We start from the raw sequence: 25,411 nt of genomic DNA, 5'->3' as shown, positions 1-25,411 counted from the left end.
GCGTCGGTGTCCCACCGACGTCCTAGCCGAGGGCGGCGACCGGCGAGTCGGACAGGCCCGCCAGCAGGGCCGCCGGGTCGTCGAAGATGGCCGCCGCGCCGGCCCCGGCGAGTTCGCTGCGCCCGGTCCCGCCGCAGGTCAACGCGATGCACGGGATGTCGAGGTCACCGGCGGCGGCGACGTCCCAGACCGAGTCGCCGACGAAGACCACCCGGCTGCGGTCCAGCCCGGCCCGATCCAGGGCCGCCGCCAACAGATCGGGACCCGACCCCCGCACGTCGGGGTCGGTGACCGAGGTGATGCCGTCGATCACGTCGTCGGCGAGCAGGGCGGCGCGGAGCGCGGCCAGCTCACGTTCGGTCGCCGAGGTGGCCAGCACCACCCGTAGCCCACGCGCGGAACAGGCCCGGAGGAGCTCCGCCGCACCGGGCAGGGGACGCAGCCGGTCCCAGAACTCGGCGAAGAGGCTGTCGTGGCCGTACCGGATCCGCTCGTCGGCGTCCCGGTCGCGTTCCGGGCCGAGCAGGTGTTGCAGCAACCGCTCGGAGCCCATACCGAGGGCGCGGTGGATGGCCGCCATCGGGATCTCCTGGTCGGCCTGGCGCAGTGCCTCCCACCAGCTCACGGTGTGCAGATAGGCGGTGTCGACGAGCGTGCCGTCAACGTCGAACAACACCCCTGCGGGTTTGTCGATCTCCATGCCACCTACCTGTGTACGTCGGGATCACCCTCCGCTGTCAGTATCTCGAACCAGACGGTCGAACCGCGTACGGTCGGGTCGGTCCCCCACGCGTCGCTGAGCTGCTCGATCAGCCCGAGTCCCCGCCCCCGACTGCTCAGGGTGTCGGTACGGGCCCGGGTCACGGTCCCCCGGGTGCCCTGGTCGGCCACGGACACCAGCAGCCGCTCCGGGCTCAGATCGATCTCCACCCGCGCCGCCGTCCCGGCGTGCAGCAGCGCGTTGGTGGTCAGCTCGCTGGTGCAGAGGACCGCCGCACCGATCACCGACTCGGCCACCTGCCAGGTGGTGAGCTGGGTGGTCAGCCACTGCCGGACCCGCCCCGGTGCGGTCGGCTCGGCCGGCACCTCGAACGCCGCCGAGCGGCTCGGGGTCAGCGCGTGCTCGACCGCCAGCACCGCGGCGTCGTCCTCGCTCGACCCCGGCACCGCCCCACTGGCAACCGCGCAGAGCGTACGGGGGTCGCTGACGGCGGCCGAGGCGACGGCGGTGGCGAGGGCGGTGAACCCGTCGGTCAGGCTCTGCTGCCGCCGCTCCACCACCCCGTCGCTGAACAGCAGCAGCGTGTCACCGGGCAGGAAGGGCAGGGTGCTGGTCGGGCGATGACCGCCCAGTCCCAGCGGCACCCCCGGATGCACCTCGAGATACTCGGCGGTGACCGGCCCGCCGGCCGGGGCGCGGCGCAGCAGCGGGGCCGGGTGACCGGCACTGGCCAGGGTCATCAGCCCGGTGGCGGGTTCGATCACCCCGTACACCACGGTGACGAACAGCTCGTCCCGCCGGGCGTCGGTGCCCAGGCTCTCCACCAGCCGGTCCAGGCCGGACAGGACTGCCGCCGGGTCCGGGTCGCTGAGCGCCAGGGCGCGCAGCGCGGCCCGTACCTGGCCCATCATCGCGGCGGCGTGCACGTCGTGCCCGGCCACGTCGCCGAGGACCACCGCCAACCTGCCCCCGCTGAGCCGGAAGGCGTCGTAGAAGTCGCCACCGGCGGCGTTGCCGTCGACCCCGGTGTCGTACCGGGCGGCCAGCCGCAGCCTCGGCAGGTCGGGCAGGTTCTCCGGCAGCATGCTGCGTTGCAGCAGTTGGGCGGTGCCGTGCTGGTTCTCGAACCGGCGGGCCCGCTCGGCGGCCTGGGCCACCAGTTCCGCCGCGGCGGTCAGCAGTGCCCGCTCCGCCGGTGACCACGGATGGGGGCTGCGGTAGCCGACCGTCAGCGCCCCGCGCAGCGACACGGTACGCAGCGGCAGCGCGGCCAGCGCCTGGATCTTCTCGTCGTGCCGGTCGGTGGCGGTCGGCAGCAGCGGCTGACCGTTGTTCCAGTAGCGCGGGGTCCCGGCGATGGCGGTGCCGATCAGCGGGGCGGGGGACTCCGGCGGGTACGTACGCCACAGCGGGGGGAGGCGTTCGTCGGCCTCGTCGAGCAGTTCGCCCCGGACCCGCCGTACGCCGCGCCAGTCGACCCCGTCGTCCACACCGAACGCGACCTGGTCGGCGTCGAACGACTCCAGGGCGTACCGCAGGGCTGCCCGGGCCACATCGTCCAGGGTGAGGGTGCCCGACAGCGCGCTGGCCAGCTCGCTGAGGCTCTGTAGCCGCCGGGTGACCTGGGTGCTCTCGACGGCGATGACCAGGGTGCCGATGATCCGTCCCTCGCCGTCCCGGACCGGCGAGTAACCCCGGGTGAAGACCACCTGGTCGGCGTGGTCCGGCTCGCCGGGCTCCGCCGGTAGCTGGCCTTCCTTCTCCAGGTAGCTCGTGCCGGTGCGGTAGACCCGTTCGATCTCGTCACCCACGCCGGGCAGGTGCCATATCTCGCGGAAGACCTCGGCGGCGGGACGGCCGAACGCGCCCGGGTGCTTGCCACCGATGAGTTGCGCGTAGCCGTCGTTGTAGATCAGCGTGAGGTCGTCGCCGTACGCGAGGGTCATCGGCACGGACGCGGAGAGCACCAGGTCGACCACCGCACGCAGGGCCGGGTCCCACCGGTCGGCTGGCCCCAGGGGCGTGTCCGCCCATCGGATCCCCGCGTCGGGCTCCCGGGATGATTCGGGCGTCGGGGACAGACCGGTCCGCCGGGAGGGGGGAGCGGGAACCCGCCCGACCGAGCCTGGCATGACAGCAGCCTAACCGGCCGGCACGAACCCGCCGTCGATCAACGGGCCGCGGGACGGTTCCGGCGTTTCCACCGGATCGGGGACACCGCGGTACGCGAGCCGCCGTACGCCGCCGCCGGGTCCGGAATGAACCAGGGCCAGCCGGGTACGCGGGCGGCGGTGGTCCAGTGACGGGAGGGACGCCAATGCCGGGAATCCTCGCGGTACGGCAGGTCGAAGTCGCCACCGAGCTGACCGAGATCTGGAATTCGGTGCTGCTGTTCGTGCCCCGACTGATCGGGTGCGCGGGCATCCTGATGCTCGGCTGGCTGCTGGCCCGGTTCGTCCTGCGGATGGCGATCAGGCTGCTCGACCGGTTCGGCTTCGACCAGGTCGTCCAGCGTGGCGGGCTGGGGCGGCTGGTGGCCCGTACCCGGTACCGGCCGGCCACCGTCCTCGCCCGGGTGGCGTACTACCTGTTGCTGCTGTTCACCCTGCGGCTGGCGTTCGCGATCTGGGGTCCCAACCCGGCACACGACCTGGTCGAAGCCGTGGTCGGCTGGCTGCCGCAGGCCTTCGTCGCGCTCGTGGTGGTGGCGGTCTCCGTGGTCATCGCCAACGCGGTGCACGACCTGATCACCGACGCGCTGGGCCGGGTCTCCTACGGCCGGCTCCTGGCCGACGTGGTGTCGCTCCTGGTCATCGCACTAGGGGTGATCGCCGCGTTCGTGCAGACCGGGGTGGCCCGGGTGGTCACCGTGCCGGTCCTCGTCACCCTGCTCGCCACCGTGGCCGGCATCCTGATCGTCGGTGTCGGCGGGGGTCTGGTCGGCCCGATGCGGGTGCGCTGGGAGGAGTGGCTGCGGCGGGTGGCCGACGAGGCCCGGCAGCGTCGGGCACGTGCCGAGGCGTACCCGCGCGGCACGGACCCCGGTTCGCCGTACGCCGAGCCGGCGGTCACCGCCCGTGCGTCGGTCCCGCCACTGACCGGAGCCACCTCGGCCGTCCCCACCCTGGCCGATCCCACCCTGGCCGACGTGCCGACCTCGCCGGCCCCGGACGGCCTGCTGGGCTCGTACGAGCCGGCCTCGTCCGGTCCGACCGGCGGGTACGACCCCGCGACGGACGGGCTGAACGCCTACGAGCCGCTGTCGGACGGGATCTCGACCCCGTACGAGCCGCTTCCGGACACGCTCACGGCCGGCTACGAGCCGTTGCCGGACGGGATTTCGACCGCGTACGAGCCGTTGCCGGACGGGATCTCGACCGCGTACGAGCCGTTGCCGGACGTGCTGGCGGCCGGGTACGAGGTGGCGCCGGAGGGGCTGGCCTCGGTGGCACCGTCAACGGACGGCGTGCCCGCCTACCAGCCGAACCCGCTCACGGAAGGTGCCGCCAGCCACCCGTCCGACCTGCTGACGCCGGCCCCCGAGCGGCCCACCGGCGGCGCCGACGAGGCGTCCCGGTAGGTCCGGGTCCCGCGTCCGGCCGAGGGTTCCGGTGTGGGGTCGGGCCGGACTACTCGGCCGGTGTGGCCTCCGCCGGCCGGCGGCGCATCGCGTCGTCGGCGAGGATCGTTGTCGCCACCATCAGCGCCACCACGATGCTGAACAGCCAGGAGGCGTCGGGCAGGACCTGGGCGGCAACGGGGGCCTGGAGCGCGGTCAGCAGGAAGCCGACCCAGGCCAGGCGGCGTTGACGCGCGGAGAGCAGACCGGAGCGTTCATGCATCTCAAGAATTCTGCCGGGTGTTTTCCCGTTCGCCCGTCGTCCGATCGGCCGATTCTGGGGGAGCTGTCCGGATTAGATGGCTCCGGGGCCCGCCGTACCGGAAGCGGCAATACTCCGGTTGCTGAATATTCCGGGTAGCGGCGGCGGCCGGGGATCCGGAAAGATCGCGAGACGTGCCAAACCGCCCCCGCCCCGCCCTGCTCATCCTGGCCTACCTGGCCTTCGTCAGCCTCGGCCTGCCCGACGGCCTGCTCGGCGTCGGCTGGCCGTCGATCCGCGCCGCCTTCGGGGTGCCGACCGAAGCCGTCGGGCTCCTGCTCACCGCCGGCACGATCGGTTACCTGACGTCGAGCGTCGCGGCCGGTTTCACCCTCGCCCGGGTCGGGGTCGGGTGGCTACTGGCCGGCAGCACCGCGCTGGCCAGCATCGCCCTGACCGGGTACGCGCTGGCGCCCGTACTGACCGTCATGATCGTCAGCGCGCTGGTGCTGGGGCTCGGCTCCGGTGCGGTCGACTCCGGGCTCAACGCGTACGCGGCGAGCGCCTTCGGGCCCCGACACATGAACTGGCTGCACGCGTTCTTCGGCCTCGGGGTGGCCCTCGGCCCGTTGATCATGACGAGTGCGATCAGTGCCGGACTCTCCTGGCGCTGGGGGTACGGCATCGTCGCCAGCGCTCAGGTCCTGCTCGCCCTCGCGTTCGTGCTCACCGTACGGGCCTGGGACCGCCGCACGGTGACGCCGGACGGGACGTCGGAGCACGCAGCCGGACCGACCCGGCTACCGATCGCCGCCACCCTCGCCCTGCCGGCGGTCTGGACCGGGGCCCTGGCGTTCGCCGTCTACGTCGGCGTCGAGGTGGGCGCCGGACTCTGGGCCTTCCTGTTGCTCACCGAGGGACGTCACGTCAGCGCGACGGTCGCCGGCATCTGCGTCTCGATCTACTGGGGCAGCCTGTTCGTCGGGCGAGTCGTGCAGGGGCTGGTCGCCGAACGGTTGGGCAGCGTCGCGGTGCTCCGGGGCAGCCTGATCGGGATGGCCGTGGGTGCGGCGCTGGTCGCCGTACCGGGGCCGGGCGCACTGGCGGTGACCGGGCTCGCCATCATCGGCTTCGCCGCGGCCCCGGTTTTCCCGCTGCTCACCCTGACCACGGCCGACCGGGTCGGCGTCGCGCACGCGGACCGGACGATCGGCCTGCAGATCGGCGCCGCCGGTCTCGGCGGCGCCCTGCTCCCGGCCGGAATCGGGGTCCTGCTCAGCCGGCTCGGCGTCGAGACGCTCGGGCCGTCCCTACTGGTGCTCTCGCTGATCCTGCTCGGTCTCTACCTCGCCTCCACCCGCCGGGCACGCACCCGGACCGTCCCGGCCTGACCAACGCCTGCGCAGTCCGCCTGACCAGAGCCCAGGTCAGGACGGGCCGTTGCGACCGGTGGTCGACGGCCGGTAGGCGCGCTCCGGGTCGGTCATCTCCTCCCGGGCGGCCTCGTCGCTCGGCAGTACGTCGTCCGCCTCGGCTCCGTTGCCGAACGTCGCCTCCGCGCCCGCCTCGTTGCCGGTCATGTCGTCCACCTGGCCGTCACCCGTCGACGCGCCCATCGCGCGCTCCAGGTCCCGCAGGGGTAGGCGTTCGTCGTCGCGCCAGACGGAGCTGTCGTTGTCGGTCATGCTCTGGCCGTACCCGGCGACCGGACCGGCAAACCGGTGGTGCCCGCCGGGAGATCCCGACGGGCACCGGTCGATTTCGAGGGTTCCTACGGCTGCGGCCGGTCCACCTGGCCACGCCAGGCGCCGGTCTCGACACCGCCGCGAGCCTCGATGAAGTTCTTGAACCGCTGCATGTCGCCCTTGATCCGGCGGTCCACCATGCCGAGCTTGTCGCCGGCCTTCTCGGTCATGCCCTGCGGCTCGAAGTCGAGCTGGAGGGTGACCCGGGTGTGCCCGTCGTCGAGCCGGTGGAAGGTCACCACGCCGGCCTGGTTGGTGCCGTTCGTGGAGGTCCATGCCACCCGCTCGTCGGGTAGCTGCTCGGTGATCCGGGCGTCGAACTCACGTTCCACCCCGACGATCCCGACCTTCCAGTGGGTCATCGTGTCGGAGACCTGGCGGACCTCCTCGACTCCCTCCATGAAACGGGGGAAGTCCTCGAACTGGGTCCACTGGTCGTACGCGGTCCGTACGGGGACGGCCACGTCCACGGATTCGGTTACCGCACTCATCTGACTGACTTCCTTCCTCGTCTGCCGGAAACCCACCGCATCCCGCGTGTACGCGGGGACGGGTCACCAGCGCTGTGTCTCGTTCGGATGCCCGAGCACCGCCCAGACCTCGGAGACCGTACGGAACTCGGTGTCCGGGGGCAGTTGGTCCAACTGGGCGAGTATCTCGTCCGGCGCCTCGTTGTTCTCCGCGCTGCGGCGCAACGCGTCCCGGTCACCGGGCAGCGCGGACAGGCTGATGAAACGGCCCAGCCGGCTGCGCTCCTCGACCTCGACCGAGGTCATGCCCGCGGGCGCCCCGGAGCGGGTGTCGGCACTCGGCGCCCTGGTCGAGCCCGGCTGGTCCTCGCCAGCGGGCTCCGGCTCACGCCACTCCTCGGCTCGGGAGCCGGCGGTGTTGTTCACCGTGCTGGCGACCTCCCGGCTCATCTCGTCGTCGAGCCGCGGTCCGTGTTTGCTGTTGCCCCGGTCCATGTCCTATGCGCTACCCCGAGGCCCACCCGGTAAACCGAATCGCCGGTCGGTCGCCCCTGAACTGGGCGAACGCGTTTGGGGGCGGTGGTGCCGGGAAGAGTGAGGGTTGGCCGACGACAGTCAGGGCCGGTACGGACCGGTCCGGGACTCCAGGAGGATGACATGCCGGGACGTGAGGTGCTTCCGAGTACGTTGCAACGCTCGCCGGACAAGGCCCAGGACACGTGGGTGAAAACCCACGATTCGGCGGTGGAGACGTACGGCGAGGGCGAACGGGCACACCGGACCGCGTACGCGGCGGTGAAGCACTCGTTCGAGAAGGTCGGCGACCACTGGGAGCAGAAGGAGAACGGGCACCGGGGCCCGAGCGACGAGCAGGCCGCCGGTGGTGGACCGGCCCGTCGGGCACCCACCGCGGGTGGTGTCGACGCGAACGCCACGAAGGACCACCTGCTGGAGGTGGCGAAGAAACTCGACGTGCGGGGCCGGGCCCGGATGAACAAGTCCGAGCTGGTGGGCGCGATCCAGAAGGCGAACAACCGGGAGACCGCACGGGCCCGGAAAAAGTAGCGGGTGGGCGTGCGGGCGGCGGTCCGGTCGGGTCACCAGCGCCCGGCGGGTCCGCCCGGCGCGGCGATGTGCACCACCTTCGTCACGGTCAGCTCGTCGAGCAGCTCAGGGCCGTACCCGAAGCCCTGGCCGCTGCCCCGGCGGGGGTGGGCGGCGCCGCCGGGTGCCCCACCGAACACATTGTTGATCTTCACGGTGCCGACCGGAAGCTCCCGCCAGGCCTGCTGCGCGTGGGTCATCGACCCGGTCAGCACGCTCGCCGACAACCCGTACGGCGAGTGCGCGGCTCGCGACAGGGCCTCGTCGAACGAGTTCACCACCAGTACCGGGGCGACCGGGCCGAAGGTCTCCTCCCGCATAACCGCCATCTCGTCGGTGCAGTCGACCAGCACGGTGGGCGGGTAGAACGCCCCCGGCCCGTCCGGCACACTTCCGCCGGTGCGTACCCGGGCCCCGTCCGCGACCGCCGCCCGCACCTGGGCGTCGACCGTGGCCCGCTGCCGGCGGTCGACCAGCGGACCGACCTCCGTACCCGGATCGCGTCCAGGTCCGACCCGCAGCGCCTCCGCCCGCGCCACCAGCGCGTCGACGAACGCGTCCGCGACCCCCCGCAGTACGTAGATCCGCTCGACCGCGACGCAGAGCTGACCCGAGTTGGTGAACGCGCCCAGGGCGGCCTGCTCGGCGGCCCAGCGCGGGTCGACGTTGTCGTCCACGATGAGCGGGTCGCTCCCGCCGTTCTCCAGCAGCGCCTTCGCCCCGGTGCCGGCACAGGTCGCGGCGATCGACCGCCCGGTGGCGGTGGAACCGACGTGGGCGACCACGTCGACCTCCTGGGCGGCCAGCGAGGCACCGACCCGGGCACCCCCGGTGAGCAGGGACAGGACGCCCGCGGGCAGGTGTGCGGCGAAGAGTCGGGCCAGTAACCAGCCGCTCACCGGGCTGCGTTCACTCGGCTTGAAGACCACCGTGTTGCCGGTGACCAGGGCGGCCCCGAGCAGGCCGCAGGAGACCGCCACCGGGTCGTTCCACGGCGTCAGCGCCGCCACCACGCCCCGGGGCTGCACCGCCATCAGGTCGATCGCCTCGGGGTTGCCGGCGAGCGCCTGACCACGGTGGATCGGGCCGAGTTCGGCGTACTGGCGCAGGGTGCCGACACCGGCCTCCACCCCGCCCCGGGACAGCCCGATCGGACGTCCCATTTCGGCGGTCTGTGCCTCCGCGAGTTGATCGGCGGAGGACTCCAGCAGATCCGCCACCCGGTGCAGGGCGGCACCCCGTGCCGCCGCCGGAGTGGCGGCCCAACCGGCGGCGGCGACCCGACTCGCCTTCACCGCCGCCGCCACGTGCGCCTCGGTGGCCTCCGGAACCCGGGTCACCTCGGTGTTGTCGGCCGGATCGATGACCAGCAGGTCACCGGTCTCGCCGGCCGCGCTCCACACCCCGTCGATGAGCTGCTGCACCTCGTACATGGCGCGCTGGATGCCCCGGTCTGGCGCTGACAAACGCCGTTTCGCCGGGTTGCCCGGCCACTACGAGGTGATGTTGCGATGCCGCGTACGCAGCTTGAACGGCATCAGCGCACTCTCGATCTTCGTCGCGGTGGTCATCTTCGAGGCACCCTCCCGGCGCTCCTCGAACCTGATCGGCACCTCGAGGATGGTGTGCCCGAGCTTCGTCGCCAGGTAGTGCATCTCGACCTGGAAGCTGTAGCCGTTGGACTGCACCCGGTCCAGCCCGATCGCGCGCAGCGAGTCCGCCCGCCAGATCTTGAAGCCGGCGGTCAGGTCGCGGATCCGTACCTGGAGCAGGGTGTGCACGTAGAGGTTGGCCCAGCCGCTCAGGGCGCGACGGTAGAGCGGCCATGCCTCGTCGAGCTGCCCGCCGGGCACGTAGCGTGAACCGATCACCACGCCGGCCTGGGTGGACAGCAGTGCGCCGAGCATGCCCGGCAGCGCCTCCGGCGGGTGGGACAGGTCCGCGTCCATCTGGGCCACGAAGTCCGCGCCGCCGTCGAGCGCCCGACTGATCCCGTCGACGTACGCCCGCCCCAGCCCCTCCTTGCCGGGCCGGTGCACGACCCGTACCCGGTCGGGGTGCTCGGCGGCGAGTTTGTCCGCCACCTCGCCGGTTCCGTCCGGGGAGTTGTCGTCGGCGATCAGGACGCTCAGCCCTGTCAGGGGCAGAGCCAGCAGTCGGTCGACCAACAAGGGCAGATTGCCCGCCTCGTTGTAGGTGGGGACGACGACGGTGAGCCGCTCATCCCGCCACGGGGATGGCAACTGCACGGGTTCGATCATTACGGACATCCTCGTTCTGCCGACAGCGGTCAGGGGAGAGGGTAGTTGCGTGGGTAACCCGGCGCGACCACCGGGCCATCCGCGTACATCCTGTTTACCACCATTGCGCGGGGCGGCCATATGCCGTACCACGTGCGGGAGGGCGTTCCTACGGGCCGTTCGAGCGGGTTGTCGGGAGTGTCGCACCGTTATCGCAACGCTACAAACGGCGCTGCGTCCGGTCACGCACGGCGTTGTCGAACACTACCCAACGCAAGCGCGGGTCACCGCGACCCGGCAGGAACGCTACGGCGGTCGGTCCGGGCATTCCGGTTAGCCGGGCGCCGACGCGGGTACCGGTGCGGAGCGCGTAGTGGGCGAGAAGCAGGGCGCACAGTGGCCGCAGCAGCCGCCGGGGGCGGGCTGGGCGGCCCGGCGAGCGGGCGGAACCCAGGTTTACTCCTCCTACCCGAGGGAACCCGCCCCCCGTGCGAAACGATCAGGTCGACCCGCATCAGCGCAGGTCAGGCGGCACGATCGCCGGCCCCGCGCAGGGCCGACCTGAACCGGGACGGAACCGCGACGAGCCGGAGCGGGAGGGGCTGATCCGCCCCCCGCTGTTCGACGCGGTGCTCTTCGACCGGGACGGCACCCTGGTGCACGACGTGCCGTACAACGGGGACCCGATGCTGGTCGAGCCGGTGCCGGGTGCCCGGGAGGCACTCGACCGGCTGCGCGCGGCCGGTTTGCGCCTCGGCGTGGTCACCAACCAGTCCGGCCTCGCCAGGGGCCGGTTCAGCCATCGTGACCTGGAGCGGGTCAACGCACGGGTGGAGGAACTGCTCGGTCCGTTCGACACCTGGCAGATCTGCCCGCACGGCGAACCGGGCCCGGGTGTCTCCGGCTGCCGCTGCCGCAAGCCGTCACCCGGCATGGTCTCCGACGCCGCCCGCGCCCTCGGCACCACACCCGACCGTTGCGTCCTGGTCGGAGACATCGGTGCGGACATGATCGCCGCAGGGGCCGCCGGAGCGGCCGGAATCCTGGTGCCGACCCCGCAGACCCGGATGGAGGAGATCGCCGCCGCCCCGGCTGTCGCCGGTGACCTGCCGGGCGCGGTCGACCTCATCCTGCGCCGCCAACGACTCGTCTCGCCCGCCCGTGACAGCGTGTCCACCGGCGCCGACCGGCTCGCGACCGAGCCGAACCCGGTCGCCGCCGGATCCCCGCGCCGGCCGCGCTGCGTCCTGGTGGCCCGGCCGGACTCGGCCGGAGACGTGCTGGTCACCGGGCCGGCGATCCGGGCGGTGGCGGCCGGTGCCGACCGGGTGGTGATGCTCTGCGGACCCCGGGGTCGGGCCGCCGCCGAACTGCTGCCCGGCATCGACGAGCTGATCGAGTGGCCGCTGCCGTGGATCGACCCGCAACCGACCCCGGTCGACCGGTCCGAGGTGGACCGGCTGACCCGCCGGCTCGCCGAGGTCGGCGCCGACGAGGCGGTCCTGTTCACCTCCTTCCACCAGTCCGCGCTGCCGCTCGCCCTGGTGCTCCGGATGGCCGGGGTCGGCCGGATCTCGGCGATCAGCGACGACTACCCGGGCTCCCTGCTGGACGTACGGCACCGGGTGCCGTTGGGCATCCCGGAGACCGAACGCGCGCTCTCGCTCGCCGCCGCCGCCGGATTCCCGCTTCCCGAGGGGGACGATCCGGCGCTGCGGTTACGGGCCGAGTGCCTGGAGAGCGGACCGACCGACGGCGCGCTCGCCGAACCCGGTTACGTCGTGGTCCACCCCGGTTCGTCGGTGGCCGCCCGCGCCTGCCCGCCCGACCTCTGTGCCCGGATCGTGACCGCGCTCGCCGCTGCCGGACACCGGGTGGTGGTCACCGGGGGACCGGGCGAGGGGGCGCTCAGCGCCCGGGTCGCCGGCCGGTCCGGCGTCGACCTCGGCGGCCAGACCTCGCTGACCGGACTCGCCGCGATCATCGCCCGCGCCGGGTGCCTGGTCGTCGGAAACACCGGGCCCGCGCACCTCGCCGCAGCCCTGGGTACGCCGGTGATCAGCCTCTTCGCACCGACCGTCTCGTTCGGACAGTGGGGTCCGTACCGGGTGCCCACGGTCCGACTCGGCGACGCCGCCGCCGGCTGCCGGCACACCCGGGCCACCCGTTGCCCGGTGCCCGGTCACCCGTGCCTGTCCCGGGTCGCGCCGGACAGCGTCGTCGAGGCGGTCCGGCTCCTCGCCACCGACCGATTGCCGGCCGGCACCACCGACCGACCCCTCGTCGACACCACCGACCGACCCCTCGTCGGCACCGCCGACCGACTGCTCGCCGGCGCCACCGACGGGTCGCTTGCCGGCGTCACGGTCCGGGTCCCCGGCGGCACCGCATGAACATCCTGCTCTGGCACGTGCACGGCTCATGGACCACGTCCTTCGTGCACGGCAAGCACCGTTACCTGGTGCCGGTCACCCCCGACCGGGGCCCGTACGGGTTGGGCCGGGCCCGCACGTACCCCTGGCCGGACACGGCCGAGGAGGTGACCCCGGAGCAACTGGCCGACGCCGACGTGGATCTGGTGATCCTGCAACGGCCGGAGGAGTTCGAGCTGGCCGGGCAGTGGCTGCGCCGCCCGATCGGGGGCTCGTTGCCGGCGATCTTCGTCGAGCACAACACGCCCAAGGAGGGCGCGGTGCCGAACAGCCGGCACCCGATGGCCGACCGGGACGACCTGCTGATCGCCCACGTCACCCACTTCAACTCGCTGTTCTGGGACACCGGCGGCACCCGGACCACGGTCGTCGAACACGGCATCGTCGACCCGGTGGCGAGCTACACCGGCGAACTCGACCGCCTCGCCGTCGTGATCAACGAACCGGTACGCCGAGGCCGGGTCACCGGCACCGACCTGCTGCCGCGCTTCGCCGAGGTCGCTCCACTCGACGTCTTCGGGCTGGGCGTGGCCGGTCTCGGTGACCACCTCGGCCTGCCGCCCGAGCGGCTGACCACCCACGACGATCTCCCGCAGAGCCGGATGCAGGCCGAACTCGGCCGGCGCCGGGCGTACCTGCACCTGTGCCGGTGGACCTCGCTCGGGCTGAGCCTGATCGAGGCGATGGCCATCGGCATGCCGGTGGTCGTACTCGCGGCGACCGAGGCGGTGGCGGCGGTGCCACCGGAAGCGGGCGTGCTGTCCACCCGGGTCGACACCCTGCTGGCCGCCGCCGCGCACCTGATCGACCAGCCAGCGGCGGCACACCGGCTCGGCGCCCGGGCCCGGGAGACCGCCCGGACCCGGTACGGCCTGGACCGCTTCCTCACCGACTGGGACCGGTTGCTGGAGGAGGAGCTATGCGGATCGCGATGATCTCGGAGCACGCCAGTCCGCTCGCCACGCTGGGCGGGGAGGATGCCGGTGGGCAGAACACGCACGTCGCCGAGCTCTCCGCCGCGCTGGCCGCGGCCGGACACGACGTACGGGTCTACACCCGGCGGGACAGTGCCGACCTGCCCGAACTCGTACGGATGCTCGACGGGGTGGCGGTGGTGCACGTACCGGCCGGTCCACCCGAGCCGATCGTGAAGGACGCGCTGCTGCCGTACATGAAGGAGTTCAGCCGCTGGCTGGTCGCGGCGTGGCGGCGCGACGACTGGGTCCCGGACGTCGCGCACGCGCACTTCTGGATGAGCGGCCTCGCGGCGATCACCGCCGGCCGGCAGACCGGCGTGCCGGTGGTGCAGACCTACCACGCGCTGGGCACGGTCAAGCGGAGGCACCAGGGGGCGGCGGACACCAGCCCGGCCCGCCGGATCGGTTACGAACGCGCCCTGGGGCGGGCCATGGACCGGGTCATCGCGCAGAGCCAGGACGAGGTACGCGAACTCGTCCGGATGGGCGTGCCGCAGGACCGGATGGTGGTGGTGCCGTCCGGGGTCAACGTGGAGAACTTCTCCCCGGCCGGACCCGTCGCCGCCCGGGAGACCGGCCGACCCCGGGTGTTGACCGTGGGCAGGCTGGTGGAACGCAAGGGCTTCCAGGACGTGATCCGGGCGATGCGCGCGGTACCGGACGCCGAGTGTGTGATCGTCGGCGGGCCGCCGGAGGAACTGCTCGGCGAGGACCCGCAGGCGCGCCGGCTGCGGGCGCTGGCCCGCTCGTGCGGCCTCGCCGACCGGGTACGCCTGGTCGGTGCGGTACCCCGCGAGGAGATGCCCCAGTGGTACCGGTCGGCGGACGTCCTGGTCGCCGCCCCCTGGTACGAACCGTTCGGGCTGACCCCGTTGGAGGCGATGGCCTGCGGCGTACCGGTGATCGGCACCCGGGTCGGCGGGCTCATCGACACGGTGGTGGACGGCCGGACCGGTGACCTGGTGCCGCCGCGCGACCCGAGCGCGCTCGGCGCCGCCATCGCCGGCCTGCTGGCCGACCGGACCCGCCGGTTCGGTTACGCCCAGGCGGCCCTGGACCGGGCCCGGCAGCAGTACTCGTGGCGGCGCGCCGCAGCCGAACTGGGCGGGGTGTACACGGCGGTCAGCGAGGTGCGGCGGCCGAGCGGGGTGGTGGCCTGATGACGCACTCCACCGAGGTGATCGACGCGCACCTCGCCGGTCTGGCCTCGGCACTGCTGCCGTACCGGCGGGTGGCGGGCGACCTCGCCCGGTGGGGCGACGAACTGGCCGACCGGCTCGCCCGGGGCGGGCGGCTGCTGGTCGCCGGCAACGGGGGCAGCGCCGCCGAGGCCCAGCACCTCGCCGCCGAACTGGTCGGCAAGCTGCGGGCGGACCGGGCGCCGCTGTCCGCGATCGCGCTCAGCGCGGAGACCTCCTCGCTGACCGCGATCGGCAACGACTACGGCTTCGAGGAGGTCTTCGCCCGGCAGGTACGCGCACACGGCCGCCGCGACGACATCCTCCTGCTGCTGTCGACCAGCGGGCGCAGCGCCAACCTGATCCGGGCCGCCCGCGCCGGACGGGAGGCCGGGCTGCGGTGCTGGGCGTTCACCGGGCCGGTGCCGAACCCGCTGGCCGAGGTCTGCGCGGAGGTGCTCGCCGTACCGTCACCGGACCCGCAGGTGGTGCAGGAACTCCACCTCGTCTCGGCCCACCTGCTCTGCGAGTACGTCGAACTGGCCCTGCCCACCGCGCTCGGCGTACCGGCCGGGTACGCCGCACTGCCGCTCGTCGACCCGACACCGGACGGGAGCGGAGGAGCCGACGACCCCTTCGGGACCACCGAGCCGCAGGTGGTCGATCCGCCGCTGGTCGACTCCGACCTGGTGGTGCCGGGGGTGGTGGATCCGCCACTGGTGGAGCGGGAGCCGGGGGAGTGGCAGCCGGGGGAACACCGGCCGGTCCGCTCGCGGCGTACGCACAGCCGGGGGCCGAACGGCCGTGGAGCCGGGCCGTGACCGGGCAGTTGGTGGTCATCGGCGACACCCTGCTCGACCGGGACGTGGAGGGTGTGGTCAACCGGCTCTGCCCGGATTCCCCGGTGCCGGTGCTGGACGAGAGCACCCACGTCGACCGGCCCGGTGGCGCGGGTCTGGCTGCCCTGTTCGCGGTCGGGCAGGGCTTCGAGGTCGCCCTGGTCACCGCGCTCGCCGACGACGCCGGTGGGGCCCGGTTGAGCAGCCTGCTGACCGCCGCCGGGGTGCAGGTCTACGCGCTGCCGCTGCCCGGCGCCACGCCGGAGAAGATCCGGTTGCGGACCCGTGGCCGGGTGCTGCTGCGACTCGACCGGGGCGGTGCCGCCGGTCCGCCCGGCGAACCGAGCGAGGCGATCCTGGACCTGCTCGCCGGGGCGGCCGGGATCCTGGTGAGCGACTACGGGCGTGGGGTGGCGGCCCAGCCCGGGTTGCGCGCCGCCCTGGCCACCGCGACCGCACCGGTGGTCTGGGACCCGCACCCGCGCGGCCCGGCGGCGGTGCCCGGCGTCAACCTGGCCTGCCCGAACGAGGTCGAGGTACGCGAACTGGCCGGCGGTACGCCCGGCGCGTCCCGCCTGATCACCGCCTCCCGGGGAGCGAACGGGCTGCGCCAGCGGTGGCGGGTCGGCGCGGTCGCGGTGACCCTGGGCGGGGACGGTGCGCTGCTCTGCCACGCCGGCTCGACGCCGCTGGTGGTGCCGTCGCCGACCAGCGCGGACGGGGACACCTGCGGGGCCGGGGACCGGTTCGCCGCCGCCGCGACCGTGGCACTGGCCCGGGGCGCACTGGTCTCCGAGGCGGTGCAGCAGGCGGTTGCCGAGGCGTCCGCGTACGTGGCCGGCGGGGGTGTGGCGGCTGCCGTACCGGCCCCGGTGCCCGAGCCGGTCTCGGTCTCGGTCGCCGGAGGGGAACAACGGATCGGTGCCGCGGCGGCCGGTGCACTGGTCGCCGAGGTGCGCGCCGCCGGTGGGACCGTGGTCGCCACCGGTGGCTGTTTCGACCTGCTGCACGCCGGCCACGTGGCCACCCTGGAGGCGGCCCGCCGGCTCGGCGACTGCCTGATCGTCTGCCTCAACTCCGACGCGAGCGTGGCCGACCTGAAGGGCCCCGACCGCCCCCTGGTGCCGCAGTACGACCGCAGCCGGCTGTTGGCCGCGCTCGGCTGCGTCGACGCCGTGGTGATCTTCGACGAGTCCACCCCGCACGCGGCCCTGTCCTGGCTGCGCCCGGACATCTGGGTCAAGGGTGGCGACTACGGCACCGGCGGCGGCGACGAACCGGACCTGCCCGAGGCCGGGATCGTCCACCGGTGGGGTGGGCACACGGTGGTGGTGCCGTACCTGGACGGACGGTCCACCACCGGCATGATCGCGCTGGCCCGTACGGCCGCGCGACGCCTGACGGGAGGAGCGCGATGACCGCAACCATGCCGGGCGCCGGTCCGGCCGTACTGATCAGCGGGGGGTCCAGCGGGCTGGGCGCGGCGGTGGTCACCGCCGTGGCCAAGTCCGGCGGCCGGCCGTACGTGCTGGACCGGCAGGCGCCCGCCGACGGGGTGCCGTGGGTGGAGTGCGACCTGGCCGACACCCGCGCCGCCGAGCAGGCCACCCGACAGCTCGCCGAGCAGGCCGGTGGGCTCGACGGGCTGGTCACCGCCGCCGGCATGGACGTGCCCGGCCGGCTGGTCGACCTGCCCGCCGAAACCTGGGAGAAGGTGGTCACGGTCGACCTGCTGGCCACCGTGGCGGTGGTCCGGGCGGCGTTGCCGTACCTGGAACGTACGCACGGGACGGTGGTCACCGTCGCCTCGACGCTGGGCGTGAAGGCGGTCAGCGACGCGACCGCGTACTGCGCGGCCAAGTTCGGGGTGGTCGGCTTCACCCGGGCGCTCGCCGCCGAGCTGGCGGGCTCGGTCGGGGTCACCCTGCTGGTGCCGGGCGGGATGCGTACGGCCTTCTTCGACGAGCGTACGGAGCAGTACCGGCCGGGTGCCGACGCGGTGCTCAACGATCCGGCGAGTGTGGCCTCCGCCGTCCTGTTCGCGCTCAGCCAGCCGGCCGGCTGCGCGATCCGTGAACTCGTGGTCTGCGCCGAGCAAGAGACGTCGTACCCGTGATCCTGGTCCTGCGGGCGCTCGGCGTGGGTGACCTCGCGACCGCGGTCCCGGCGCTGCGCGGCCTGCGCGCCGCGTTCCCGGACCGGACCCTCGCCCTGGCCGCGCCGGCCTGGCTGGCGCCCCTGGTCGACCTGGTCGGCGGGGTCGACCGGCTGGTGCCCACCGACGGTCTGGACGGGGTCGACTGGCCGGGACCGGCGCCGCACTGGGCGGTGAACCTGCACGGGCGCGGGCCCCGGTCGCACCGGGTCCTCCAGGCCGCCGGGCCGGAGCGGCTGTGCGCGTTCCACAACCCGGAGGCGCACCACACCGACGGTCCGCCGTGGTCGGCCGACGAGCACGAGGTGGACCGCTGGTGCCGGCTGCTCGACTGGTACGACATCCCCGCCGACCCGACCGACCTGGCCCTGAGCCGGCCCAGCCCGCACCGGGTGCCGGTCGGGGTGACGGTGGTCCACCCCGGCGCGAAGATCGCGGCCAAGCGCTGGTCGCCGGGGCGGTTCGCGGCGGTGGCGGCGGAACTGACCCGGGCCGGGCATCGGGTGGTGGTGACCGGCTCGGCCGCCGAACGTGACCTGGCCGAACAGGTGGCCCACCGGGCGGGCCTGCCCGGTCCGGCGGTCCTCGCCGGCCGGCTCGACCTCTCCGGGCTGGCCGCGGTGGTCGCGCACAGCCGGCTGGTGGTCAGTGCGGACACCGGTGTGGCGCACCTGGCGACCGCGTACGGCATTCCCTCGGTGGTGCTGTTCGGCCCGGTCCGCCCCGAGCACTGGGGTCCGCCGGCCGACCGGCCCTGGCACCGTGCACTGTGGGCCGCCGCGATGGCCGACGCGGACGATCCGGGGCTGCCGGGGCTCGACCCGGAGGTGCCGGACCAGGTGCCGGTCGACGGGGACAGCGAGCGTTCCACGACCCATCCGACGCTGGCCGCGATCGGCATCGAACAGGTACTCGCCGCCGTCGACGAGGTCGACCGGGTGGGGCGGACCCGCTATGCGGTTGCGACGTAGCGACCCGGCGAAGCTCGGGTACGGTCGGCGTCGCCGCGGTCGCGGCGTGAGCTTCGTCGACCCCGGTGGCCGCCCGATCCGCGACTCCCGGGAGCTGGACCGGCTCCGGGGACTGGTGATCCCGCCCGCCTGGCGGGACGTATGGATCTCGCCCGACCCGGCCGGGCACATCCAGGCCACCGGGATCGACGCCGCCGGGCGCAAGCAGTACCTCTACCACCCCGAATGGCGGGTACGCCAGGACGAGGCGAAGTTCGACCACGTGCTGGAGGTGGCCGCCCGGCTCCCGGCGCTGCGCGCCCGTCTCGGCGCCGACCTGAGTGGTCGGGGCCTGGGTCGGGAACGGGTGCTGGCCACCGTGGCGAGCCTGCTCGACTCCGGCACCTTCCGGATCGGCAGCGACCAGTACGCGGCCGGCGACGACCCGACCTTCGGCGTCGCCACGTTGCGTCCGGAGCACACCCGTACCCGGCGCGGGTGTGTGGTGTTCGAGTTCCCGGCCAAGGGCGGCATCGCCCGGGTGCAGCGGATCGACGACGCCGGCCTCTGCGCCGTACTGCGGGACCTGCGCAGGCGGCGGCGTGACGCGGACCGGCTGTTCGGCTACTGGGACGGCCACGGCTGGCGGGACGTACGCAGCGACGAGATCAACGAGTACCTGCGGGCGGCCAGCGGTGGCGAGATGACCGCGAAGGACTTCAGAACCTGGCACGCCACGTTACGGACGTCCCTCGCGCTGGCGCGGCAGGGGCCGGAGCGGTCCGAGACCAGGCGCAAGCGGGTGGTCGCCGGGGTCATGCGCGAGGTGGCCGAGCTGCTCGGCAACACCCCGGCCGTGGCCCGGGCGTCCTACGTGGACCCGAGGCTGATCGACCGCTACCACGACGGTCACACGGCCGAGATCGATCCCGACGGCGCACCGGAGGCCATCGAGCGCGCGGTGATCGAGTTCCTCTCCGAGTGACGCGGGGCGGGGCTCCGCCATGCCGCTCCAACGGTCGGCGGTGTTCGCCGGGTGTACATGCCGGACTCCTAGGATCGACCGGTGAAGACGCCGCCGCTGCCGCCGGAAACCCTCGACCGCCTGCCGGGGCTGGCCGACCTCGGCCGGACCGCCACCCGACTGCACCCGCGTCCCGGCGAGGTCGGCGTGCGGGACAGCCACGTCGGGGGACCGTTGCGGTGGCCGGCGGACGAACCCTGGCCGACCTGCGCGGACCCGTACCAGGTGCACGAGGAGGTGCCGCTCCCGGCCGAGCTGGTCGAACGGATGCGGGCCGCCGAGGCACGCCGTACCGTCTCGCACCAGCTCGCCGACGGCGAGCGCGAGGTGCACGACGAGATCGCCGACCTGGTCGGGGCGGGCTTCACCGGCTGGGGTTCGCGTGACGGCGGCCCCACGGTCGGCCATCGGTACGTCTCCCGCCCGCACCCGACACCCCACCCGATGCTGCCGGTGGCCCAGTTGCGTGCCGGGGACATCCCGGACCTGCCCCGACCCGGAGGCGCGGACCTTCTCCAGGTGCTCTGGTGCCCGTACGAGCACCAGCAGGAGAGCCTCTGGGGACCGACGGTACGTCTGCACTGGCGCCGGGAGTCGGAGCTGACCGGGATTCTGGCCGACCCGCCGACCGGCGAGATCGGTAACGAGGTCTACCGGCCCCGGCCGTGCCGGCTGCACCCGGAACAGGTCGTGGAGTACCCGTTCCCGCAGGAGCTCCCCGACGATCTGCGCGAACGTGTGGAAGCGTCCGGCGTCAACTACGTCAGCACGTTCATGGCGCCCGGCTGGAAGGTCGGCGGGTACGCCAACTGGAGTCTCACCGACCTGGGCACGACACTCTGCCCGAACTGCGCCGGTCCGACCACGCTGGCCCTGGTCATCGACTCCAAGGAGTACGACGGCGGCACCCGGGACCGGTGGCGCCCGGTCGAGGAGCAGCACCTGGAGTGGGCCGACCCCCGGCGCTTCGATTCGCAGGAGCCCACCGGCATCCAGGTCGGCAGGTGGGGTGCGCTGCGGATCTTCGTCTGTCCGCGCTGCCCGGACACCCCGTACCTGCTCGACCTCCAGTGAGCCGGCCCGTGGGACGCGGTCAGTCCAGGGCCGCCCGGAACCACCTCACCAGGAGTTCGAGCACCTTCCGGCGACCGTCGAAGGTGGCCAGGTCGTCGCGGCGGTCGTACTGCTGGCTCCGGTTCGGATTGTCCCGGTCGAGGGCGGCGAGCATGCCGGGGGCGAGCCAGAAGTACTTGGCGGCGGCGCCGAGCAGCACCGCCCGGCGTACGGTGCCGGCGTCCACGGCCGGGGCGAGCCCGCGCTGGTAACCGGCGCTGACCTCGGTGACCACGTCGTCGAGCAGGTCCACGTCGACCAGCCCGTCGAAGAAGGTGTCCAGGATCAGGTTGGCGGCGTCCTCGCCGATCGGCCCCGGCCCGACGAAGGTCCAGTCGAGCAGCACCGGACCGCCCTGGTCGACGATCAGGTTCATCGGCCACACGTCGTGGTGGCCCAGCGTCCGGGGCAGCGCGTCGGTGGCGGCGAGTACGTCGTACCGCCGCTCCCACAGCGTCCGGAGCCCGTCGCGGAGGTCGGCCGACCAGGTCTGTACCGCCACCGGGTGGTCCCACCGTGGCGTCTGCGGCACCGGCCGGGACGTCGTGTACGCCCGCAGCCAGTCCCGCGACAGCCAGGCCGGTTCCGTCTCCCGCCCCAGCCACGAGGAGTGCGCGACGCCCAGCCGGTATCCGAACTCGCCCAATTGCTCGGGTGAGCACTCCATGCCGGCCCGGCCTCGTACGTCCTCCAGCCACAGCGCCACCGACCCGTCGGCCCGGTCCACCGCGTCCAGCAGCACCGGCGCCCGGATCCCGGCGGTCGAGTACGCCTGCGCCGCCAGCCCGGTGCGGTAGGCGAGCACCTCGCGCCGCCAGTAGTTCCAGTGCGTCGGGTCCGCGCTGGTCGCCCAGTGTGCGGGGTGGTCGTCGCGCCGGTTCGGCGTCGCGATCTTGAGAATGGCGGTGTCGGTGTCCCGTCGTACCCGCCAGATGCCGCCGGTGGCCGCGTTGAACGGGTTGTGCCCCAGCGGCTCCATCGACCACCCGGGCCGGATCAGGTCTTCGGTCGGCTCCGGCACCCGCCCAGCCTAGGTCCTGCCCAGAACCCCACCGAAACCCCCAGATTCGAACCACTCCCACACACCGCGGACCAGCCGGTCGCGACGATCTTGCACTTGTGGTGGCACACAAATCCGGATGAGTGCCGTAATTCCGGGCGCCACAAGTGCAAGATCGTCGAGGGGATCGGGGGAGCGGGACGAGAGGTGGGGCCGCCGCAGGGTGGTGTGATCTGGTTGACGGTTACCTGTGGCCGAGGGTCGCGAGGAACGGGATGAGTTTGCCGGCCAGTTCCTCCGGTGCCTCCTCGGCCATGTGGTGACCACTCTCGATCGGCCCGCCGCCCCGCAGGTCGGAGGACCAGTCACGCCAGATCGCGAGAACGTCGCCGTACAGGTGTTCCAGGTCGTCACGGGTGGACCAGAGGACGAGGGCGGGGCAGTCGACCCGGCGGCCGTTCGCCCGGTCCGCGTCGTCCGCCGCCCGGTCCACCCCGAGGCCGGCGCGGTAGTCCTCCAGCATGGCCCGGACGGTGGCGGGGTCGTGGATCGCCGCCCGGTAGTCGGCGTGGTTCTCCGCGCCCATCCGGTCCGGGTCACCGCCGTACCAGGCGTCGGGGTCGGCCAGGATCGCCCGCTCGGGCTTGTTCGGCTGGGCGAAGAAGAACCAGTGCCACCAGGCGGCGGCGAATCTGCTCCCCGCTCGGGCGAGGGCCTCGCCGATCGGCACGCAGTCCAGCACGGCCAGTCCGGTGACCGCGTCGGGCGCGTCGAGCGCCAGCCGGGTGGCCACGTAACTGCCCCGGTCGTGGCCGACCACCGCGAACCGCCGATGTCCGAGGCCGCGCATCAGCGCCAGGACGTCGCCGGCCATCGCCCTTTTCGAGTACGGCGAATGGTCGTTGGTGGTGGCGGGTTTCGAGGAGCGGCCGTACCCGCGCAGGTCGGGGCAGACCACGGTGTGTCCGGCCGCGACCAGCAGCGGCGCCACCCGATGCCAGGTGGTGTGCGTACGCGGGTGGCCGTGCAGGAGCACGACGGGTGGCCCGGCACCGCCACTGCGTACCCGCAGCTCGGCGGGACCGACGTCGATCATCTGCAGGTCGAAGCCCTCGAACATTCGATCACTGTGCCCACCCCGGACCGCCGGCAATCATCACCGGTCACCGGGGTGGCAGCGGTGCGTCCTACCTGGCTGGCAGCAGTGCGTCGACCAGGGCGCGCAGTGGCTCGACCAGGTCCTGCTCGGTGGCCGACGCCAGCGGTTGCAGCGGGGTCGACGTCGTACGCAGTACCGCCAGCCCGATGGTGGTGGCCAGCACCATCTGGGCCTGGAGGAGCAGCCGGTCGCTGTCCGGCTCGTCGGGTCGCCAACCGGCGGCGGCGGCCAGTCGTTCACCGGACTGGTGCAGTACGCCGAGCCGGATCTCGTCGGCGCGGGTGTCCCCTGACGAACGCAGGAGCAGTGTCAACTGACTGGGGACTCCCGAAGTCGGGAGGCCGGCGACCTGGTGTGCGATGGCTTCGGCAATCCGCTCGAACGGCACCTCGCCGGTGGTACGCCGCAACTCGTCACCGGCGGCCCCCAGGCAGGCCTCGAACAGTCCCTCCTTCGACGCGAAGTAGCGGCTGATCAGGGCGACGTTGACGCCCGCGGCGTCGGCGATGTCCCGTACGGTCGTCGCCGCGTAGCCGTCGCTGGCGAAGCGACGGCGGGCCGCGTCGAGCAGGAGTTGACGGGTCTCGGTCGCGTCCCTGCGCCGACGCGGGGTCGGGTCGGTGGCGGTCGGAGCCGCCTTCCGAGTCACGCGGCCGGGGGGCTGTGCGGTCACGGCACGTCCTCTCTCGCTCTTGCCGCCAGCGTAACCGCCCCGACACACGATGTAAACATTTGTTGACTTGTGGCCGTAAGTGGACCCGGTCGCCCCGTGCGGCGGGCGGCGCGCCGAGCCGGAGGTGTGACGTAAACGATTGTTGACTTTAGCTCCGAGCTGCGGATACTGGGCTAAGTCAGCAAACGTTTACATCTAGCTCCGGGGATCTCATGACCCAGACCATCGAGGAGCCGGGTCACACCGGCTCCACCGTCGGCGTGGCTCCGCGCGCCAACAGCACGCTCCTGGTGGTGTACCTGTCGTTGGGCGGCCTCGCGTTCGCGGTGCTGCAGTCGCTGGTGGCGCCCGCGATGTCGACCATCGCGCGCGACCTTGAGGTCTCCACCGGGGACATCAGCTGGGTCCTCACCGCATACCTGCTGGCCGCGTCGGTCCTGACGCCCATCCTCGGCCGGCTCGGCGACATGGTCGGCAAGCGCCGGGTCCTCATCGGCATCCTGGCCACCCTCGCCGTGGGCACCCTGCTGGCCGCCCTCGCCCCGAACCTGGCCGTGCTGATCATCGCCCGCGCGTTGCAGGGGGCGGCCGGGGCGATCCTGCCGCTGTCGATCGGCATCGTCCGGGACGAACTGCCCCGGGAACGGGTCGGCGTCACCGTCGGCCTGCTGTCGGCGATCTTCGGTGTCGGTGCCGGTGTCGGCATCGTGGCCGCGGGTCCGATCGTGGAGCACCTGTCGTGGCACTGGCTGTTCTGGCTGCCGCTGGTTCTTGTCGTCATCGCGCTGCTCGGGGCCATCTTCGGGATGCCGGAGTCGCCCGTACGCACACCGGGCCGGCTCGACATGCTCGGCGCGTTCATCCTGTCGGTGTCCCTGGTGTCGCTGCTGCTCGCGGTGAGCAAGGGACAGGGCTGGGGCTGGGGTGAGCCGAAGACCATCGGCCTGCTCCTGCTCGGTGCGGTCGCCCTGGTCGTCTTCGTCCTGGTCGAGTTGCGGGTACGGGAACCACTCATCGACATGAGCCTGATGCGGATCCGTGGGGTGTGGGCCACCGACCTGGTCGCCCTGATCCTCGGCTTCGCGATGTTCGGTACGTTCGTGCTCGTACCGACGCTGCTCCAGCTCCCCGCCGCCACCGGGTACGGGTTCGGCAAGTCGGTGTCCCAGGCGGGACTGTTCCTGCTGCCCACCGTCGTGATGATGGTGGTGTTCGGCCCGTTGGCCGGCCTGCTGGACCGCCGGTTCGGCCCCAAGGTGCCGATGTTCCTCGGCACCGTCTCGGTGGTCGTCGCGTTCGTCCTGCCCGCCCTCGCCCACGGTGCGACCTGGCAGGTGCTGCTCTCCGGGGTGCTCACCGGCGCCGGGATCGGCCTGGCGTTCGCGGCGATGTCCAACGCCATCATCGAGAGCGTCCCGGCCGCGCAGACCGGTGAGGCGAGCGGGGTCAACACCATCGCGCGGACCATCGGCAGCAGCATCGGGGCGGCCGTGGTCGCGGCCGTCATCACGTCCAAGAGCACCCCTGAGGGCCTGCCCATGGACTCGGCGTTCACCACCGGCTTCTGGGTCTGCGCGGGTGTGGCCGTACTCGCCGTGTTCGCCGCGCTCGCCCTGCCGTCGGCGCACCGCCGCCACCAGCAGGCCGTCGCGGCCGGCGTGGACGACCTCCCGCCGGAGCCCGTGGAACTGCACCTGCCGCACGCGCACCGGTAACACCACTGCCGCACGCGCCGGTAACACCGGGGGCGGAGCCCCGCGACGCCGATCGGCCCGTACCCGGGGATCCCGGGCTCTGGCCACCCACGCCG

Annotated in this window: 25 protein-coding genes; 13 read left to right on the top strand and 12 right to left on the bottom strand. The window is 73.0% G+C overall.

From position 1 onward, the window contains the following. Nucleotides 1-22: 22 nt before the first annotated feature. From OIE47_RS01150 to OIE47_RS01140, 3 genes are read right to left on the bottom strand one after another with little or no spacing between them, the layout of a single operon-like run. A complete protein-coding gene (locus OIE47_RS01150) occupies nt 23-700 on the bottom strand; it encodes an HAD family hydrolase (RefSeq protein ID WP_326559589.1) in 678 nt (225 codons plus the stop codon). A gap of 5 nt (nt 701-705) precedes the next feature. Next, a complete protein-coding gene (locus OIE47_RS01145; protein WP_326559588.1) occupies nt 706-2,853 on the bottom strand; it encodes a SpoIIE family protein phosphatase in 2,148 nt (715 codons plus the stop codon). Between the two features lie 9 nt (nt 2,854-2,862). Then, nucleotides 2,863-3,039, bottom strand: coding sequence for a hypothetical protein (locus OIE47_RS01140; protein ID WP_326559587.1), 177 nt, complete (start codon nt 3,037-3,039; stop codon nt 2,863-2,865). Between OIE47_RS01140 and OIE47_RS01135 the strand changes: the two genes are divergently transcribed. Then, complete coding sequence (locus tag OIE47_RS01135; protein ID WP_326559586.1) at nt 3,039-4,301, top strand: mechanosensitive ion channel family protein; 1,263 nt, start codon at nt 3,039-3,041, stop codon at nt 4,299-4,301. The genes OIE47_RS01140 and OIE47_RS01135 overlap by 1 nt on opposite strands. A gap of 49 nt (nt 4,302-4,350) precedes the next feature. Here OIE47_RS01135 and OIE47_RS01130 read toward each other — a convergent pair whose 3' ends face one another. Then, entirely contained in the window at nt 4,351-4,563 is a 213-nt protein-coding gene (locus tag OIE47_RS01130) for a hypothetical protein (RefSeq protein WP_326559585.1), read from the bottom strand. A gap of 173 nt (nt 4,564-4,736) precedes the next feature. Between OIE47_RS01130 and OIE47_RS01125 the strand changes: the two genes are divergently transcribed. Continuing rightward, on the top strand, nt 4,737-5,933 hold the full coding sequence (locus OIE47_RS01125; protein ID WP_326559584.1) for an MFS transporter: 1,197 nt from the start codon (nt 4,737-4,739) through the stop codon (nt 5,931-5,933). A 36-nt stretch (nt 5,934-5,969) separates the two neighbouring features. On the opposite strand, the gene OIE47_RS01120 is transcribed toward OIE47_RS01125, so the two are convergent. The 3 genes from OIE47_RS01120 to OIE47_RS01110 all read right to left on the bottom strand — a co-directional run bounded on the left by OIE47_RS01120 (nt 5,970) and on the right by OIE47_RS01110 (nt 7,252). Beyond that, nucleotides 5,970-6,227: a hypothetical protein gene (locus tag OIE47_RS01120; RefSeq protein ID WP_326559583.1), complete on the bottom strand. Its 258-nt coding sequence runs from the start codon at nt 6,225-6,227 to the stop codon at nt 5,970-5,972. Between the two features lie 86 nt (nt 6,228-6,313). Next, nucleotides 6,314-6,778: an SRPBCC family protein gene (locus OIE47_RS01115; RefSeq protein WP_326559582.1), complete on the bottom strand. Its 465-nt coding sequence runs from the start codon at nt 6,776-6,778 to the stop codon at nt 6,314-6,316. Nucleotides 6,779-6,841: 63 nt separating this feature from the next. After that, nucleotides 6,842-7,252: a DUF2795 domain-containing protein gene (locus tag OIE47_RS01110; protein WP_326559581.1), complete on the bottom strand. Its 411-nt coding sequence runs from the start codon at nt 7,250-7,252 to the stop codon at nt 6,842-6,844. Between the two features lie 162 nt (nt 7,253-7,414). Between OIE47_RS01110 and OIE47_RS01105 the strand changes: the two genes are divergently transcribed. Then, complete coding sequence (locus OIE47_RS01105) at nt 7,415-7,822, top strand: ChaB family protein (protein WP_326559580.1); 408 nt, start codon at nt 7,415-7,417, stop codon at nt 7,820-7,822. Nucleotides 7,823-7,854: 32 nt separating this feature from the next. Here the strand turns inward: OIE47_RS01105 and OIE47_RS01100 are convergent, their stop codons facing one another. After that, nucleotides 7,855-9,294, bottom strand: a complete 1,440-nt coding sequence (locus OIE47_RS01100) for an aldehyde dehydrogenase family protein (protein WP_326559579.1) — start codon at nt 9,292-9,294, stop codon at nt 7,855-7,857. A gap of 60 nt (nt 9,295-9,354) precedes the next feature. Further along, nucleotides 9,355-10,122 (bottom strand): polyprenol monophosphomannose synthase, encoded by a 768-nt coding sequence (locus OIE47_RS01095; RefSeq protein ID WP_326559578.1) that lies wholly within the window; start codon nt 10,120-10,122, stop codon nt 9,355-9,357. Nucleotides 10,123-10,589: 467 nt separating this feature from the next. Between OIE47_RS01095 and OIE47_RS01090 the strand changes: the two genes are divergently transcribed. The 9 genes from OIE47_RS01090 to OIE47_RS01050 all read left to right on the top strand — a co-directional run bounded on the left by OIE47_RS01090 (nt 10,590) and on the right by OIE47_RS01050 (nt 20,730). Next, nucleotides 10,590-12,494, top strand: coding sequence for an HAD-IIIA family hydrolase (locus OIE47_RS01090; RefSeq protein WP_442792036.1), 1,905 nt, complete (start codon nt 10,590-10,592; stop codon nt 12,492-12,494). After that, a complete protein-coding gene (locus tag OIE47_RS01085) occupies nt 12,491-13,468 on the top strand; it encodes a glycosyltransferase (RefSeq protein WP_326559577.1) in 978 nt (325 codons plus the stop codon). Before OIE47_RS01090 ends, OIE47_RS01085 begins: the two co-directional genes overlap by 4 nt. Next, the gene (locus OIE47_RS01080; RefSeq protein ID WP_326559576.1) at nt 13,453-14,670 is read left to right on the top strand and encodes a glycosyltransferase; all 1,218 of its coding nucleotides are present in this window, start codon (nt 13,453-13,455) and stop codon (nt 14,668-14,670) included. The genes OIE47_RS01085 and OIE47_RS01080 overlap by 16 nt, the downstream gene beginning before the upstream one ends. Then, nucleotides 14,670-15,509: a D-sedoheptulose-7-phosphate isomerase gene (locus OIE47_RS01075; RefSeq protein WP_442792035.1), complete on the top strand. Its 840-nt coding sequence runs from the start codon at nt 14,670-14,672 to the stop codon at nt 15,507-15,509. The genes OIE47_RS01080 and OIE47_RS01075 overlap by 1 nt, the downstream gene beginning before the upstream one ends. Next, the gene (locus tag OIE47_RS01070; protein ID WP_326559575.1) at nt 15,506-16,945 is read left to right on the top strand and encodes a PfkB family carbohydrate kinase; all 1,440 of its coding nucleotides are present in this window, start codon (nt 15,506-15,508) and stop codon (nt 16,943-16,945) included. The genes OIE47_RS01075 and OIE47_RS01070 overlap by 4 nt, the downstream gene beginning before the upstream one ends. Beyond that, entirely contained in the window at nt 16,942-17,643 is a 702-nt protein-coding gene (locus OIE47_RS01065; RefSeq protein WP_326559574.1) for an SDR family oxidoreductase, read from the top strand. The genes OIE47_RS01070 and OIE47_RS01065 overlap by 4 nt, the downstream gene beginning before the upstream one ends. Beyond that, nucleotides 17,640-18,653 (top strand): glycosyltransferase family 9 protein, encoded by a 1,014-nt coding sequence (locus OIE47_RS01060; RefSeq protein ID WP_326559573.1) that lies wholly within the window; start codon nt 17,640-17,642, stop codon nt 18,651-18,653. Before OIE47_RS01065 ends, OIE47_RS01060 begins: the two co-directional genes overlap by 4 nt. Further along, complete coding sequence (locus OIE47_RS01055) at nt 18,637-19,617, top strand: DNA topoisomerase IB (RefSeq protein WP_326559572.1); 981 nt, start codon at nt 18,637-18,639, stop codon at nt 19,615-19,617. The genes OIE47_RS01060 and OIE47_RS01055 overlap by 17 nt, the downstream gene beginning before the upstream one ends. A gap of 81 nt (nt 19,618-19,698) precedes the next feature. Further along, the gene (locus OIE47_RS01050) at nt 19,699-20,730 is read left to right on the top strand and encodes a hypothetical protein (RefSeq protein WP_326559571.1); all 1,032 of its coding nucleotides are present in this window, start codon (nt 19,699-19,701) and stop codon (nt 20,728-20,730) included. Between the two features lie 19 nt (nt 20,731-20,749). Here the strand turns inward: OIE47_RS01050 and OIE47_RS01045 are convergent, their stop codons facing one another. The 3 genes from OIE47_RS01045 to OIE47_RS01035 form a co-directional block, all read right to left on the bottom strand. Further along, a complete protein-coding gene (locus OIE47_RS01045; protein ID WP_326559570.1) occupies nt 20,750-21,790 on the bottom strand; it encodes a phosphotransferase in 1,041 nt (346 codons plus the stop codon). A gap of 223 nt (nt 21,791-22,013) precedes the next feature. Then, nucleotides 22,014-22,889 carry an alpha/beta fold hydrolase gene (locus OIE47_RS01040; RefSeq protein WP_326559569.1) on the bottom strand — a complete coding sequence of 292 codons (876 nt, stop codon included), beginning with the start codon at nt 22,887-22,889 and terminating at the stop codon, nt 22,014-22,016. 67 nt (nt 22,890-22,956) lie between these two features. Continuing rightward, a complete protein-coding gene (locus OIE47_RS01035; protein WP_326559568.1) occupies nt 22,957-23,601 on the bottom strand; it encodes a TetR/AcrR family transcriptional regulator in 645 nt (214 codons plus the stop codon). Nucleotides 23,602-23,813: 212 nt separating this feature from the next. Between OIE47_RS01035 and OIE47_RS01030 the strand changes: the two genes are divergently transcribed. After that, entirely contained in the window at nt 23,814-25,316 is a 1,503-nt protein-coding gene (locus tag OIE47_RS01030; RefSeq protein ID WP_326559567.1) for an MFS transporter, read from the top strand. The last annotated feature ends 95 nt before the right edge of the window (nt 25,317-25,411 follow it).

The sequence above is a fragment of the Micromonospora sp. NBC_01796 genome (assembly GCF_035917455.1).
In the GTDB taxonomy this organism is placed as follows: domain Bacteria; phylum Actinomycetota; class Actinomycetes; order Mycobacteriales; family Micromonosporaceae; genus Micromonospora_G.
The sequence above is the reverse complement of the archived record's forward strand: the minus strand, read 5'-3'. Positions and strand labels throughout refer to the sequence as shown.